This is a genomic window from Geodermatophilus sp. SYSU D01119, assembly GCF_054049975.1.
Map to the genome: position 1 here is coordinate 165,321 of NZ_JBJGYL010000003.1, position 13,371 is coordinate 178,691.

Here is a 13,371-nt window from a genome sequence, read left to right on the forward strand (position 1 = left end):
GGCGGCCGTGACAGTGCGCGCTCCGGTGTCCCGGTCCGTTGACCGGTGACCGGCCATGCCTCCATCGTGTGACCCGGACCACATCTCGGGGAGGGGTCATGACGACGCAGGTGGACACCAGCGGCATCGACGAGGTCCTGCGGCGGGCGGTCGACAGCGGCGCGGTACCCAACGTGGTGGCGACGGCCGCGGACAGCGAGGGACCGCTGTACGAGGGGGCCGCCGGCAACCGGACGGCCGGCACGGACCAGCCCCTCGACGGCGGCACGCTCTTCCGGATCGCGTCCATGACGAAGATGGTGGCGACCGTCGCCGCCCTGCAACTGGCCGAGCGCGGGGAGCTCGACCTGCAGGCGCCGGTCGACACGCTCGTCCCCGCCTGGGCCGAACTCGAGGTCCTCGAGGGCTGGGACGGCGACGTCCCGCGCACCCGGCCGCCGGCGACCCGCGCCACCGTCCACCACCTGGTCACCCACACCAGCGGGCTCACGTACTGGTTCTGGAACGCCGAGATGGTCCGCTGGGAATCCGCCACCGGTGCGCCCAACGTGCTGAGCGGCAGTCGGAGCTGCCTGCGCGCGCCGCTGGTCGCCGATCCCGGCACGAGGTTCGAGTACGGCACCAACACCGACTGGCTGGGGCTCGTGGTCGAGGCGGTCAGCGGCCGCACGCTCGACAAGTACGTCGAGGAGAACGTCCTCCAGCCGCTCGGCATGACGCACACGACCTTCAGTCCCACCGCGGAGCAACGGGCGGACCTGGTGCCCGTGCACGTCAAGGACGAGGAGGGGCACTGGGTCGCGACCGACCTGGACTGGGCCGCGGAACCGGAGTGGTGGGCCGGCGGGCACGGGCTCTACTCGACGCCCCGCGACTACCTGCGCTTCCAGCGCATGCTGCTCCGCGGCGGCGAGCTCGACGGGGTGCGCCTCCTCCGGCCGGAGACCGTCGACGAGGCCTTCACCAACCAGATCGGCGACCTCGAGTTCCCCGGCACCATCGCGACGGCCGACCCCTCGGTGAGCTCCTCCTGGAACGGCCCGACAGGGCAGAAGTGGGGCCACGGCCTGCTCCTCACCAGCGAGCAGCAGCCGGGGATGCGCGCCGTCGGCAGCGGCGCCTGGGCCGGGGTCTTCAACACGCACTTCTGGATCGACCGGGCCGGCGGGGTCACCGGCGCCATCTACACCCAGTTCCTCCCGTTCATCCCGGAGGAGGCGATGGCGGTCTACGTCGACTTCGAACGGGCGCTCTACGCCGCGCTCGGGACGGGGCGGGCGCCGGCCGCCTGAGACGCCTCAGCGCGCGGCCATCGGGAAGACCGGCCAGCCGATCTCGGTGCGCCACGCCGCCGGGTCGTCGGTGTCCCGCGGGCCCACCGGGTAGCTCTCCCGCACCGGCCCGGCCACGGCGAGCCCGTTGGCGACCACCCACGCGCCCAGCTCGCCGTAGGTGACGTCGATGTCGTCGTGCGGGCCGGCGTGGGTGGTGACCGCCAGCTCCACGGCCGGCAGCGTCACCGGGTGCACCCGCCCACCGGACACGGGCTCGGCCGTCCGCCGGTACACGAGCACGTGCCCGCGGCCGGTCTCGAACAGCGCGTTGTCGTAGAGCCCGCCCGGTGGCCCGTCCGGCTCGGCGACGACCGCGTCGAGCTCCGCCATGGCGCCGGCGTACCAGGCGAGCACGCCGTCGAGGTCCACGACGCCCGCCACCGCGGCCACCGGCGTCGCCGGCACCGCCCGCAGCCGGACCTGCAGCGGCGGCGGGGCCGGGTGCAGCAGCCGGCGCAGCGACGCCACCGCCTGCCGCGTGGCGGCCAGCTGGTCCTCCAGTCGCCGCAGGTGGTCGGCCACCAGCTCGGCGCGGGCGGCCGGGTCGGGGGAGTGCACGATGCGCGCGACGTCGGGCAGCGGGACGTCGAGCTCGCGCAGCCGGTGGATGACCTGGGCGGTCGGGATCTGGTCGGCGCTGTAGTACCGGTAGCCGCTGGCCGGGTCGACGGTCGCGGGCTCGAGCAGGCCGGCGTCGTGGTAGCGGCGCAGCGTGCGCACGCTCAGGTGGCTCAGCCGGGAGAACTCGCCGATCGCCAGCACGGGCGCACTCTGCACCCTCCCCCCGGGGGAGGGTCCAGCGCTGGACCCTCCCGGGCGGGGACGCCGCACCGTGGCGGCATGAGCGCACCGACCGTCATCGACCCCGCCGAGCTCCCCGCCCCCGTCCGCGGCTACCTCGCCGCGCACACCGCCCGCGACGTCGGGACCGCCGTCCGGGCCTTCACCCCCGACGCCGTCGTCACCGACGAGGGCCGCACCCACCGCGGCACCGAGGAGGTCCGCCGGTGGCTGACCGAGGCCGGCACCGCCTTCTCGTACACGACCGAGCTGGTCGGCGCCCGGCGCGTCGACGCGACACGGTGGATCGCCGTCCAGCGGCTGGAGGGCGACTTCCCCGGCGGCGTCGCCGAGCTCCAGTACCGCTTCAGGATGGCCGGCGACCTGGTCGCCGAGCTCGTCATCGCCCCCTGACGCCCGGTCGCCGGGGGTCACGGCCCCTCGCTCGGCAGGCTGTGCCAGGTGTCGTAGGCGACGCCGGCGGCGCCCTCGGCGTCACCGGTGGCGCACAGCCGGATCAGCTCGTCGTGCCGGGTGACCGACGTCCGCCCGCGCAGTGAGCCGAAGCGCAGCCGCTCCGCGCGGCGGACGGTGGGCGTGAACTGCTCGAGGACCGTCGCGAGCGCGCGGTTGCCGCAGACGCGCACCGGCACGTCGTGGAGCTCGTCGTCGATCCGGAGGGCGGCCTCGACGTCGCCGGCCGCGACGGCGTCGGCGAACCTGCGGTTGGCGTCGCGCATGGCCGCCAGGTCGGCCTCGGTGAGGACCGGCACGGCCTCCCGGACGGCGACCTCGTGCATCGCGGCGACGACGTCGCGGGCGTCACGCACGTCCCGGGCGTCGAGCGTGCTGACCACGGTGGACCGTCCCGGCTGCGCGGAGACCAGGCCCGCGTGCGCGAGGCGCAGCAGCGCCTCGCGCACCGGCGTCCGGCTGACGCCGAGCCAGGCCGCGAGCTCGAGGTCCCGCAGCTGCTCGCCGGGGGCGAACGTGCCGTCGACGATGGCGTCGCGGAGGCGGCGGTAGACGTCGTCGCGCAGCAGGCTGCGGTCGACGCCGGGGGACGTCGGGGGGATCGGCACGGGCGGACCTCGTCAGCGGCACGGGCACCGGGTGGTGCGGGACTCTGGACGACGGGGGCTTCCCGGCCCGCATCGCATCATGCAATATATCGCATATCGGGGGCGTTGGTCGGTGGACGACGGACGGGTGACAGAGGTCGCCCGCGTGATCGAGAGGGAGAACCGATGACCGAGAGCACGCAGCAGACCCGCACCGACGCCACCCCCACGGTGGTGCTGGTGCACGGTGCCTTCGCCGACTCGTCGAGCTGGAACGGCGTCGTCGCCCGGCTCCGCCGCGACGGCCACCCGGTGCTGGCGGTGGCCAACCCGCTGCGCTCGCTGTCCGGCGACGCCGAGCTCCTGCGGGCCGTCCTCGACGGTGTGGACGGTCCGGTGGTCCTCGCCGGCCACTCCTACGGCGGCAGTGTCATGAGCGAGGCGGCCGAGGGGCACCCGCGGGTGCGGGCGCTGGTGTACGTCGCCAGCTTCCTGCTGGAGGAGGGCGAGAGCACCGGCGAGCTGGCCGGCCGCTTCCCGGGCAACGAGCTCGGGTCGGCGCTGCGCCCGGTGCCCGTCCCCGGGCCCGACGGGCAGCCCGTCGACGACCTCTACATCGAGCAGGAGCGCTTCGGGCCGGTCTTCGCCGCGGACGTGCCGGCCGACGTCGCCGAGCTGATGGCCGTCACGCAGCGGCCGATCATCGGCGACGCGCTGGCCGACAAGGCGACGCGGGCGGCCTGGCGGACCATCCCGTCGTGGACCCTCGTCACGCGCCAGGACCTCGCGGTGCCGGCCGAGGCCCAGCGGTTCATGGCCGAGCGGGCCGGGTCGCACGTCGTCGAGGTCGACGCGTCGCACGCCGTGACCGTGTCCCAGCCCGACGCCGTCGCCGAGCTGATCGAGGAGGCCGTGCGCGCCACCGCCGGCTGACGGCGGCACACCGGTCAGGCCGCCCCGGCGGCGTACCAGGCGGCCAGGCGGGCGAAGCCCTCCTCCAGGCGCACCCGCGGGGCCCAGCCCAGGGCCTCGCGGGTGCGGCGCTGGTCGAACCAGTGCGCGGTGGCGAGCTGCTCGGCGAGGAAGCGGGTCACCGGCGGGGTCGAGCGGCGGCCGGTGACCGCCCACGCCCCCTCGACGACGGCCCCGGCGAGCCACGCCGCCCGGAAGGGGACCCGCCGCCGCGGGCCGGGCGTGCCGGCCGCCCGGCACAGCCGGTCGATGACCTCGCCGACGGGGCGCGGCTCGCCGTTGGACACGACCAGCGCCTCGCCGTGCACGGGCCCGCACGCGTCCACCGCGGCGACGAGCGCGGCCGCGGCGTTGTCGACGTAGGTGGTGTCGACCAGGGCCGCGCCGGAGCCGATGGTGGGCAGCCGCCCCGCGCGGGCGCGCGCGACGATCCGCCCGACGAGCTGGGTGTCGCCCGGGCCCCACACGAGGTGCGGGCGGACGGCGAGCACCGCGAGGGACGCGGAGTCGGCGGACAGCGCGTCGAGCTCGGCGACGGCCTTGGTCCGCGAGTAGTGCCCGCGGGCGTGCACCGGGTCGGCCGGCTCGGCGCCGACCCCGGCCAGCGCCGCCCCGGCGTGGGCGACCGACGGCGACGAGACGTGCACCAGCCGGCCGACGCCCGCCGCGCGGCAGGCGCCGACGACCGCGCGGGTGCCCGCGACGTTGGCCCGCTCGTACTCGGCCCGGGGGCCGGTGACGTCGACCTTGGCCGCCAGGTGCACCACGGCGTCCTGCCCGCGGGCGGCCCGCGCGACGGCGTCCGGGTCGGCGACGTCGCCCAGCACCTCGGCGCAGGGCAGGCCCGACGGCCGGCGCTGCAGCACGGTGACGTCGTCCCCGCGGGCGAGCAGGGCCTCCGCCGTCGCGCGCCCGAGCATGCCGCTGGCCCCGGTGACCAGGACCCTCACGACCGGCGCCCGCCCGCCCGCCCCGCGAGGAACCGGGCCGCACGGGCGGCCACCTGCCGGCGGTCGACCTTGGACTGGTGGCGGATGTCGACGGGGAGCCGGGGAGCGGTGAGCACCGCGGCCACGTCGACGCCGGCCGCGGCCCGGACGGCGTCGGCCAGGTCCGGCCCCGCCACCCGCAGGCGCCGCGACCGGCGCCCGGCGGCCGCCTCCGGGACGACGACCACGACGACGACCTGCCCGCCGGCCGGCCCGACGCCGACGGCCGCGGCGGCCGCCACGCCGGGCAGCCGCTCGGCCCGCTGCTCGATGCCGACCGGCGTGACCGGCCCGGCCGCGGTGGTGACCACGTGCGGCAGCCGGCCCTCGATCCACAGCCGCCCCTCGGCGTCGAGGTGCCCGACGTCGCCGGTCCGGTGCCAGCCGGGCGGGCGGGAGGCCGCGCGGTCGGTGGCCCAGAGGGCGTCGTAGCGGTCCCGGACGTGGGCGGCGCGCACGCACACCTCGCCGGTCACGCCGGGGGCGCCGGTCAGGTCGCCGTCGGCGGTGCCGTCCGCGCGCAGCGGGGCGACCCGCACGTCCACCCCGGGCAGCGGCCGTCCCACGCAGACGCCCTCGCCCTCGCCGGCGGCGGCCACCTCGGCGGCCGAGACGTCGGTGACCGGGAGCGCCTCGGTCATGCCGTAGGGCGTGTGGGCCTCCGCCGACGGCAGGACCTCGCGCAGCGACTCGAGCAGCGCGGCGGGCACGGGGGCGCCGGCCGACATGAGCAGCCGGACGCCGCCGAGCGCGGCTCGCTGTCCGTCGGCCAGGCCGGACGCGGTGGCCACCACCCGGCGCAGCGCGGCGGGGGAGGCGAACACCACCGTGGCACCGACGGCGGAGACCGCCTCCGCCAGGTCCCGCGCCGTGAGCGAGCCGGGGGCGGTGATGTCGATGTCGGGGACGGCCGTGCCGATGCCCAGCGCCGGGCCGAGCAGCGCGAAGGGAGCGAACGCGGCGACCAGCCGGTCCCCGGGGGTGAGCCGGTAGGTGGCGCGCACCAGCGCGAGCTGGGCGGCGGCCTGGCGCCGGGTGTAGACGACCCCCTTCGCCGGGCCGGTGGCGCCGGAGGTGAACAGGACCGCGCAGTCGGCGTCGCCGGGCGGGACCCGCGGCGCAGGGGCGTCGCGGCCGGCGTCCTCGACCTCGGCGAGCGTGCGGACGGCGCCCAGTGCCCGCCGGGGGAGCGCCGGCACCGACCCCGTGGCGATGCGGGAGGCGGGCAGCCCCATGAGGCGCGCGGCGGCGAGCCCGGCGGTGCTGCAGACGACGTGGTCGACGGCGGCGCTGCGCAGTGCGCGCCGCATGCCGCGCAGGCCCAGGCCCTTGTCGGCGACGACGATGACCGCGCCCGCTCGCCAGACGGCGTAGACGGCGGCCGTGAGGTCGGCGGAGGGCTCGACGAGCAGGCCGACCCGCTGGCCCGGCCGCACGCCGGACGCCGCGAGGCCCGCGGCCAGGCGCTCGACCCGCCGGTGCAGCTGCGCCCAGCTCACCGTCGTCCCGCCGACCTCCACCACGGCGGGGGAGTCGTCGCCGGCGCGCTCGGTGAGCGACGCCCACAGCGGCGGCGGGTCGTCGTCGGCGAGATCCGGCGCGGGCTCCGGCGGGGTGGCGCCGGAGCCGGGCAGCTCGGTCACCCACTCCGCGACGGCGTCGGCGTACTGCGGGGCGTCCTCGGGGAGCAGGTGCGAGGCGCCCTCGTAGCGGTGCAGCGAGGCCTGCGGCAGCCGCTCGCGCAGGTCGGCGAGGTACCGCTCCCCGAACACCGGGTCCCGGGGCCCCCACAGCAGCAGCGCCGGGACGTCGAGCGTGCGGATGCCCTCCGCGATCGCCTCCTGCGCCGGCCGCGAGGGGTGGCCGGGGGAGAAGGGGATGTCGGCGACGAAGTCGCCGACCGAGCGGCGGCGCGCCGCCGTGGCATAGGGGGCGGCGAAGGCGTCGCGCACCGCGCGGGGCAGCGGCGGGCGCGAGAGCGCCGTCGTCGCCCGCACGAAGACCGGGGTGCCCACGGTGACGGCCGTGCGGACGCCGGGGGCGTCGGCGGCGCGGATGAGCACCGGGCCCCAGTCGCCCTCGGGCATGGCGACGGCGGTGTTGCACAGCACGACCCCGCGCAGGTCCGCCCGGTGCCGCAGCGCCCAGCCCAGGGAGATGACGCCGCCCCAGTCGTGGCCCACGGTCACGACCGGGCCGGTGACGCCCAGCGCCGCGGTCAGGTCGCCGAGGTCGGCGACCCGCTGCTCCAGCGTGCGCGGCGCGTCCAGCCGCTGCGACCAGCCCATGCCGAGCTGGTCGGGGGCGATCACCCGCCAGCCCGGCGGCGCGGCGGCGACCAGCCGGCGCCACAGGTAGGACCACGTGGGGTTGCCGTGGACGCACAGCAGCGTGCCGACGGGGTCGGCGACGCCGTTGTCGAGGACGTGCCACTCGTGCTGCGCGCCGGTGGAGTCGGTGACGATGAGGGTGCGCGACCACGCCGGGTCCAGGCCGGGGAACGCCGGCCCGGCCGCCGCGCCGGTCGCCGTGCCGGTCGCCGTGTGGTCGGCGGTGCCCGGGGCCTCGTCGAGCGCGGTCACCAGGCGATCTCGAGGCACGAGACGTTCAGGCCGGAGCCGATGCCCATGAGCAGGACCCGGTCGCCGTCGGCGAGGGTGTCCTGCTGGCCGGCGAGGGTGAACGGGACCGACGCCGGCCCCAGGTTGCCGCGGGTCGGGAAGGTCGTCGGCACCAGGGCGGGGTCGATCGAGAAGCGGTCGCACATCGCCTTGGTGTGGACCTTGGACACCTGGTGGACGATGTAGCGGTCCATGCCGCCGGCCCAGTCGAACTCCTCGGCGGCGTCGGCCCACATGTCCTCCGACAGGGCGAGGCCCGCGTCCAGGAGGCCCTTGAGGTCGGTGCGCATCATGTCGTTGTCGCCGACGCACAGCTCGTGGTGCTCGGAGCCCGAGCGGCTCACCGACCCGACGAGGCGGTGGCCCTCCGGGTGCAGGTCGGTGCGGCCCAGCACCATCGCGACGGCGCCGGACCCCAGGGTCAGCGTGGCGAACTGCGCGAGCACGTCCTTCGATCCCGTCTCGGGCCGGTTGAGCTGGTCGATCGTCCGCTCCTGGACGATCCGGGAGTCCTCCCCGTTGACGACCAGGGCGTGGTCGACCATCCCCGAGTCGATCATCGCGGCGGCCAGCTCCATGCCGTTGACGAAGCCCAGGCAGGCGTTGGTCACGTCGAAGTTCTGGCAGGACCGCGGCAGGCCGAGCTCGTGGTGCACCGCCACCGCGGTCGAGGGCTCCAGGTAGCGGCGGCTGACCGAGGTGTTGATCATGACGCCGATGCGCGCGGGGTCGACCCCGCTCTCGCTGATCGCCTTGGCCCCGGCGGTGGCGGCGCCGTTGACGAACGTCGTCCCCTCGGCCCACCAGCGGCGCTCGCGGATGCCGGCGAGCCGCTCGAGCAGGCCGGTGCGCAGGCCCACCCGCTGGTAGGTCTCGCGCAGCCGCTCGTCGATCTCGTCGGAGGTGACGACCTGGGACGCGTCCGCCGTCTCGACGGCCAGCACGGACGTGTTGGCGAAGCGGTGTGTGGTGTTGCCCGTCATGTGCGCCGTACCCAGCCGTGAGTCGGGCCGACGCTCCACTGGCCGCCCGGTTCCGGTCGCCCTACCCCGGACCCGCGTCGCCCTACCCATGCGTGACGGGCGGCACCTCCCGGGGCGCGGCCGGGGAGGCGCTGGCAGGGTGGGGGCATGGCCGCATCTCCTCCCGTCGTCGTGGTGACCGGTGCCAACGGGCTGGTGGGCGCCGCGGTCTGCCGGGCGCTCGCCGAGCGCGCGGCGCGGGTGCGCGCCGTCGTCCGCCGGGCCGGCAGCGCGCCCGCGCTCGACGGGGTCACCGAGCACGTCGGCGGGTTCGGCGAGGAGCCCCTCGCCCGCGAGGTCACCGCCGGCGCCGACGCGGTGGTGACCACGGTCCACCCGATGGGCTCGCCGCGCGAGGCCCAGCTCCGGGTGGCCGTCGAGGAGACCCCGGCCCTCGCCCGCGCCGCGCGCGACGCCGGCGTCGCCCGGTTCGTGCACCTGTCCACGGCCGGGGTCTACGACCGCTCGCCCGGCGTCGGGGACATCGCCGAGGACGGCGCCCTCCTGCCCGAGGGCAGCGGCGCCTACCCCGACACCAAGAACGCCGCCGACGCCGCGCTGGCCGAGGTCGGCGGGCTCACGACCGTGCTGGTCCGCCCGCCGGCGGTCCTGGGCGCCGGGGAGACCTCGGTCTGGAACACGCTGCGTCCCCGCGCGATCCGGGACGGCGACCGCGCGGCCAACCCCGCGCAGACCTGGGCCTGGGTGCACGTCGACGACCTGGCGGCCTTCGTGGCCGACGTCGCCACCGGCGCGTTCGCGACCGCCGACGACCCGGAGCGGGGTCCCGTCCCCGGCCGCGCGACCCCGGTCAACGTGGCCGGCGAGCCGGCGACGTTGCGGGACTACCTCGGCACGGTCACCGGCGCGCTGGGCGTCGAGCCGGAGTGGACCGACGAGCCCGTGTGGACCGGCCGGCTGCTCACCGACCGCGCGCGCCGGTGGGGCTGGACGCCGCGGGTGGGCCTGGCGCAGGCGCTCGAGGAGCTCCGGGCGGGCCTGGCCCCGCGCGCCTGACCCGCCGCCGGCCTCACACCTGCAGGACCCGCGCGGCGGACAGGTGGGCCGCGGCGACCGCGGCCCGGAAGCGGGCGAGCAGCAGGTCCCGCGCCAGGTGGGGCACGTCGGCGGCCGGGCCCGCGACGGCCGTGGTCCGTCCGGTCCCGGCGGTCCCGCTCCCGGTCGGCACGCGCGGACCCGCGGTCCCGCCGCGCCGCGACCCGGTCCCGCTCGGCCGCGAGCCGGTCGGCGGCGTCGGCCTCGCTCAGCAGCCCGAGCGCGTCCTCCAGGCGCCCCTCCTGCAGCGCCCGCTCGGCCAGGGTCAGGTGCGTGGCCGCGACGCCGCTCCCCGTGCCGGCCACCGCCTCGGCGTCCCGGCCCAGCCGGCGCCGGAGGTGCGCGACGCTGCGCCGCAGCCGCTCGGAGGTCCGCTCGGCGCGGCGGCGCTGGAGCCGGCGCAGCGACCCACCGGCCGGGGCACCACCGCCGGCGTCCTGGTCACCGGTCCGGTCCGTGCGGCGAGCGTCCCGCCGGCGGGACCGGCGGACGAGGGCCGTCCGGCCGCCGCGGGGACCGTGTCCGCGCCGTGCCGGTCCGGGGCGCCGCGCGCCGTGGTGCCCCGGACCGGACCGCCGTCAGAAGGGCGGCTCCTCGTCACGGCCGCCGACGGCGGCCGCCGCCCACGGGTCGGGCGCGGCGTCCCGCCCCGCGCCGGCGGGACCGCTCCGGCTCCCGGAGCCGTTCGCGGAGCCGGAGCCGCCGGACCCGTTCCCCGCGCGGGAGACCTTCGCGACCGTCGCGGTCGCGTAGCGCAGCGACGCCCCGATCTCGTCGACGTCCAGCTCGACGACGGTGCGCTTCTCGCCCTCCTTCGTCTCGAAGGAACGCTGCTTGAGGCGGCCCTGCGCCACCACCCGCGAGCCCCGCGTCAGCGACTCCGCGACGTTCTCCGCCGCCTCCCGCCAGACGCTGCAGCGCAGGAACAGCGACTCGCCGTCCTTCCACTCCTGGGTCTGGCGGTCCAGCGTGCGCGGCGTGGACGCGATGGTGAAGGTGGCAACCGCAGCGCCCGAGGGCGTCCAGCGCAGCTCGGGCTCGCTGGTCAGGTTGCCGATGACGGTGATGACAGTGTCGCCGGCCATGATCCGGTCCTCCGTGTTGTCGGTGCATCGCTCAGGTGAGCACCCGGAGGCTAGGGAGACCCGCCGACAGTTCCCGGGTCCGCGGCCGGGAACGGCGGACTGTCCCCGGCGGCTGGGACGCTCGGTCGTCGGAGGACCGACGACGGGCGAGCGGGGGGACGGCAGGTGGGGGAGACCCGGGCGGGGCAGGTCCTGGAGGCCACGCTGGAGCGGATCACCTACGCCAACCCGCAGACCGGCTACACGGTGGCCCGCGTGGACACCGGCCGGGGCGGCGACCTGGTCACGGTCGTCGGACCGCTGGTCGGCGCCCAGCCGGGGGAGACGCTGCGGCTGCGCGGGCGCTGGGGCGCGCACCCGCAGCACGGCCGGCAGTTCCACGTCGAGGACCACACGACCGTGCTCCCGGCGACGGTGCAGGGCATCCGCCGCTACCTCGGCTCGGGCCTGGTGCGGGGGATCGGCCCGCGCCTGGCCGAGCGGATCGTCGACCACTTCGGCGCCGACACGCTGCGGGTCGTCGACGAGGAGCCGGGGCGGCTGACCGAGGTGCCGGGCCTCGGGCGGCAGCGGGCCGCTCTGGTCACCGCCGCCTGGGAGGAGCAGCGGGCGGTCCAGGAGGTGGTGGTCCTCCTGCAGGAGCTGGGCGTCTCGACCTCGCTGGCGGTGCGCGTCCACCGCGAGTACGGCGACGCCTCGACCGGCGTCGTCCGCTCCGAGCCGTACCGCCTGGCCGCCGAGGTCCGGGGCATCGGGTTCCGGACGGCCGACGCCATCGCCGCCGCCGTCGGCATCCCGCACGACAGCACCGAACGGGTCGAGGCCGGCCTGCTGCACGTCCTGTCCGAGGCCACCGGGCAGGGCCACTGCTTCCTGCCCGAGGCCGACCTCGTGGCCCGGGCCGTCGAGCTGCTGGAGGTCCCCGCCCGGCTGGTCACCATCTGCCTCACGCTGCTGGTCGCCGACGGCAACGTGGTGCGGGAGGAGTACCCCGCCGCGGACGGCGGGCCGCGCACGGTGGGCTACCACCTCGTGCCCCTGCACCGCGCGGAGGTCTCGCTCGCCGCGGGCGTACGGAGGCTCGCGGATGCCGACACCGACCGGCTCCCGGCCTTCGCCGACGCCGACTGGGACGACGCGATGTCCTGGCTGCAGCGGCACACCGGGATGGCGCTCGCGCCCGGCCAGCGCGAGGCCGTCCGCCTGGCGCTGACCGAGAAGGTCGCCGTCCTCACCGGCGGCCCGGGGTGCGGCAAGAGCTCCACCGTCCGCTCGATCGTCGCGCTGGCCGCGTCGCAGGGCGCCCGCGTCGTCCTGGCCGCACCCACCGGCCGGGCGGCCAAGCGGCTCACCGAGCTGACCGGCGCCCAGGCGGTCACCGTGCACCGCCTCCTGCAGCTGCGGCCCGGCGGCGACGCCGCCTTCGACCGCGAGCGGCCGCTGGACGCCGACCTGGTCGTCGTCGACGAGGCGTCGATGCTGGACCTGCTGCTGGCCAACAAGCTGGTGCGCGCGGTGCCGCCGGGCGCGCACCTGCTGCTGGTGGGTGACGCCGACCAGCTGCCGTCGGTCGGCCCGGGCGAGGTGCTGCGCGACCTGCTCGCCGAGGGCTCCCCGGTGCCCTCCGTGCGCCTGACCCAGGTCTTCCGCCAGGCCGGCGCGTCGGGCGTCGTGAGCAACGCCCACCGGATCAACGCCGGCACGCCGCCGCAGCTGCAGGGCCTCGACGACTTCTTCCTCTTCGCCACCGAGGACGCCGAGGAGACCGCGCGGCTCACCGTCGACGTCGTCGCCCGCCGGATCCCCGCCCGGTTCGGGCTCGACCCCCGCCGCGACGTCCAGGTGCTCACGCCCGTGCACCGCGGGCCGGCCGGCGCCGCCGCGCTCAACGAGCTGCTGCAGGAGGCGCTCACGCCGGCCCGTCCCGATCGCGCGGAGAAGCGGTACGGCGGCCGGGTGTTCCGCGTCGGGGACAGGGTCAGCCAGGTCCGCAACGACTACGACAAGGGCCGCGCCGGCGTCTTCAACGGCACCCAGGGCGTCGTCACCGCCGTCGACCCGGCCGGGCAGGTGCTCACCGTGGTCACCGAGGAGGACGAGACCATCGCCTACGACTTCGGCGAGCTCGACGAGCTCGTGCACGCCTACGCCGTCACCGTGCACCGCTCCCAGGGCAGCGAGTACCCCTGCGTCGTCGTCCCGCTGACCACCGGGGCCTGGTCGATGCTGCAGCGGAACCTGCTCTACACCGCGGTCACCCGCGCCGAGCGGCTCGTCGTCCTCGTCGGATCCCCGCGGGCGCTGGGCCAGGCCGTGCGCACCACGGGGTCCGGACGGCGGCACACGGGCCTCGCCGCCCGGCTCCGCGGCCGGCCGGCCCAGCGGGACGGTTACGCCGACGGCGAACACCGACACGCCGAACCGGCCGCCTGACCTGCGCTCTCCCACCGA

The 13,371-nt window shown here is 77.1% G+C and carries 12 protein-coding genes; 5 read left to right on the plus strand and 7 right to left on the minus strand.

What is annotated here, in order from left to right; genetic code table 11:
- The first annotated feature begins 98 nt into the window (after positions 1 to 98).
- Positions 99 to 1,292 carry a serine hydrolase domain-containing protein gene (locus ACI79X_RS03510; RefSeq protein WP_457024024.1) on the plus strand — a complete coding sequence of 398 codons (1,194 nt, stop codon included), beginning with the start codon at positions 99 to 101 and terminating at the stop codon, positions 1,290 to 1,292.
- A gap of 6 nt (positions 1,293 to 1,298) precedes the next feature.
- Here ACI79X_RS03510 and ACI79X_RS03515 read toward each other — a convergent pair whose 3' ends face one another.
- On the minus strand, positions 1,299 to 2,111 hold the full coding sequence (locus ACI79X_RS03515) for a MerR family transcriptional regulator (protein ID WP_457024025.1): 813 nt from the start codon (positions 2,109 to 2,111) through the stop codon (positions 1,299 to 1,301).
- A gap of 63 nt (positions 2,112 to 2,174) precedes the next feature.
- Here ACI79X_RS03515 and ACI79X_RS03520 point away from each other — a divergent pair, with 63 nt between their 5' ends.
- Positions 2,175 to 2,528 carry a nuclear transport factor 2 family protein gene (locus ACI79X_RS03520; RefSeq protein WP_457024026.1) on the plus strand — a complete coding sequence of 118 codons (354 nt, stop codon included), beginning with the start codon at positions 2,175 to 2,177 and terminating at the stop codon, positions 2,526 to 2,528.
- Positions 2,529 to 2,545: 17 nt separating this feature from the next.
- On the opposite strand, the gene ACI79X_RS03525 is transcribed toward ACI79X_RS03520, so the two are convergent.
- Complete coding sequence (locus ACI79X_RS03525) at positions 2,546 to 3,196, minus strand: GntR family transcriptional regulator (RefSeq protein WP_457024027.1); 651 nt, start codon at positions 3,194 to 3,196, stop codon at positions 2,546 to 2,548.
- Between the two features lie 165 nt (positions 3,197 to 3,361).
- Here ACI79X_RS03525 and ACI79X_RS03530 point away from each other — a divergent pair, with 165 nt between their 5' ends.
- Positions 3,362 to 4,108, plus strand: coding sequence for an alpha/beta fold hydrolase (locus tag ACI79X_RS03530; RefSeq protein ID WP_457024028.1), 747 nt, complete (start codon positions 3,362 to 3,364; stop codon positions 4,106 to 4,108).
- Positions 4,109 to 4,122: 14 nt separating this feature from the next.
- On the opposite strand, the gene ACI79X_RS03535 is transcribed toward ACI79X_RS03530, so the two are convergent.
- From ACI79X_RS03535 to ACI79X_RS03545, 3 genes are read right to left on the minus strand one after another with little or no spacing between them, the layout of a single operon-like run.
- Positions 4,123 to 5,097 carry an NAD-dependent epimerase/dehydratase family protein gene (locus ACI79X_RS03535; protein WP_457024029.1) on the minus strand — a complete coding sequence of 325 codons (975 nt, stop codon included), beginning with the start codon at positions 5,095 to 5,097 and terminating at the stop codon, positions 4,123 to 4,125.
- A complete protein-coding gene (locus tag ACI79X_RS03540) occupies positions 5,094 to 7,718 on the minus strand; it encodes an alpha/beta fold hydrolase (protein WP_457024030.1) in 2,625 nt (874 codons plus the stop codon). The genes ACI79X_RS03535 and ACI79X_RS03540 overlap by 4 nt, the downstream gene beginning before the upstream one ends.
- Positions 7,715 to 8,740 (minus strand): 3-oxoacyl-ACP synthase III, encoded by a 1,026-nt coding sequence (locus ACI79X_RS03545; RefSeq protein ID WP_457024031.1) that lies wholly within the window; start codon positions 8,738 to 8,740, stop codon positions 7,715 to 7,717. The genes ACI79X_RS03540 and ACI79X_RS03545 overlap by 4 nt, the downstream gene beginning before the upstream one ends.
- Before the next feature lie 147 nt (positions 8,741 to 8,887).
- On the opposite strand from ACI79X_RS03545, the gene ACI79X_RS03550 reads away from it, so the two are divergent.
- Positions 8,888 to 9,796 carry an NAD-dependent epimerase/dehydratase family protein gene (locus ACI79X_RS03550; protein WP_457024032.1) on the plus strand — a complete coding sequence of 303 codons (909 nt, stop codon included), beginning with the start codon at positions 8,888 to 8,890 and terminating at the stop codon, positions 9,794 to 9,796.
- A 13-nt stretch (positions 9,797 to 9,809) separates the two neighbouring features.
- Here the strand turns inward: ACI79X_RS03550 and ACI79X_RS03555 are convergent, their stop codons facing one another.
- Together ACI79X_RS03555 and ACI79X_RS03560 are read right to left on the minus strand one after the other, a co-directional pair.
- Positions 9,810 to 9,968, minus strand: a complete 159-nt coding sequence (locus ACI79X_RS03555; protein ID WP_457024033.1) for a hypothetical protein — start codon at positions 9,966 to 9,968, stop codon at positions 9,810 to 9,812.
- 445 nt (positions 9,969 to 10,413) lie between these two features.
- The gene (locus tag ACI79X_RS03560; RefSeq protein WP_457024034.1) at positions 10,414 to 10,920 is read right to left on the minus strand and encodes a single-stranded DNA-binding protein; all 507 of its coding nucleotides are present in this window, start codon (positions 10,918 to 10,920) and stop codon (positions 10,414 to 10,416) included.
- A 165-nt stretch (positions 10,921 to 11,085) separates the two neighbouring features.
- Between ACI79X_RS03560 and recD2 the strand changes: the two genes are divergently transcribed.
- Positions 11,086 to 13,353: an SF1B family DNA helicase RecD2 gene (gene recD2 / locus ACI79X_RS03565; protein WP_457024035.1), complete on the plus strand. Its 2,268-nt coding sequence runs from the start codon at positions 11,086 to 11,088 to the stop codon at positions 13,351 to 13,353.
- The last annotated feature ends 18 nt before the right edge of the window (positions 13,354 to 13,371 follow it).